The following is a 1,256-nucleotide window of genomic DNA, read 5'->3' on the forward strand; positions in this document are numbered from 1 at the left end:
TCTTATCACCTGGTCTTAATCTTCTTTTGATAGCAACAAAGACTTTTACCATTTTCATAACACTAGGTAACAAATCATCGCCACTTCTAATTTTGAGAACTTTATCCTCAAATCTTTCGGTTATATCTTGTTTGGCTTTATTAAACTGATCTTTTAATTGTGCTAGAGTTGTTTCATTTTTAACATTTCCTACTGTTATCTTAAAAACATCATTAATTGTTAATTTATTAATATTTTCAAAATCAAGTTTTGTTCCTGCATCAAGGTCTTTAATTTTTTTGGTTAAAGAAGCTCCTGACAAAAATTCAGCAACTCTTTGTTTAATGCTTCTCTCCAAGATTTCTTCTTCGACAATCTTGTCTTGCTGTACTTGATCTATTTCGGCACGTTCTATTGTTATGGATCTTTCATCTTTTTCAATACCATGACGATTAAATACTTTTACATCTACAACGGTTCCACTGCTACCTCTTGACATTCTTAGTGAGGTATCAGTAACATCTATTGCTTTTTCGCCAAAAATTGATCTTAATAATTTTTCCTCTGGTCCTGATGCTGAGTCACCTTTAGGTGTTACTTTGCCAACTAAAATATCACCTGCATTAACTTCTGCTCCAATATACACTATTCCAGATTCGTCTAAATTTTTTAGAGCTTCCTCATTAACATTTGGAATGTCTCTTGTAATCTCTTCCTCACCCAATTTGGTATCTCTAGCCATAATTTCATATTCGACGATATGAACTGAAGTAAATACATCATCAGTTACACATCTTTCTGAAATCAAAATCGAATCCTCAAAATTGTAACCTTGCCAAGGCATAAATGCTACAGTTACGTTTTTGCCCAATGCTAACTCACCTAATCTTGTTGACGGGCCATCAGCAATAATATCACCTGATTTTACTTTATCGCCAACTCTTACTAAAGGTCTTTGATTGATGCATGTATTTTGATTAGATCTTTTGAATTTCTGGAGATTGTAAATATCAACACTTGATTTAGTAAAGTCTGTTTCTTCAGTTACTTTAACTACAATTCTTTTTCCATCAATTTTATCTACTTCACCATCTCTTTTTGCAACAATAGTTACACCTGAATCTAAAGCAACATCACTTTCAATCCCTGTTCCAACAAGTGGTGACTCTGGTTTTAACAGAGGAACAGCTTGTCTCATCATATTTGACCCCATAAGGGCTCTGTTGGCATCATCATTTTCTAAAAATGGAATTAAAGATGCTGCAACAGAAACAAGT

The 1,256-nt window shown here is 33.4% G+C and carries 1 pseudogene; it reads right to left on the reverse strand.

The features are described 5' to 3' along the window. A pseudogene (locus AMN70_RS02435) lies at positions 1-1,256 on the reverse strand (DNA-directed RNA polymerase subunit beta); the annotation flags it as partial.

The organism is Candidatus Pelagibacter communis (assembly GCF_001179925.1).
Lineage (GTDB): Bacteria > Pseudomonadota > Alphaproteobacteria > Pelagibacterales > Pelagibacteraceae > Pelagibacter > Pelagibacter ubique_E.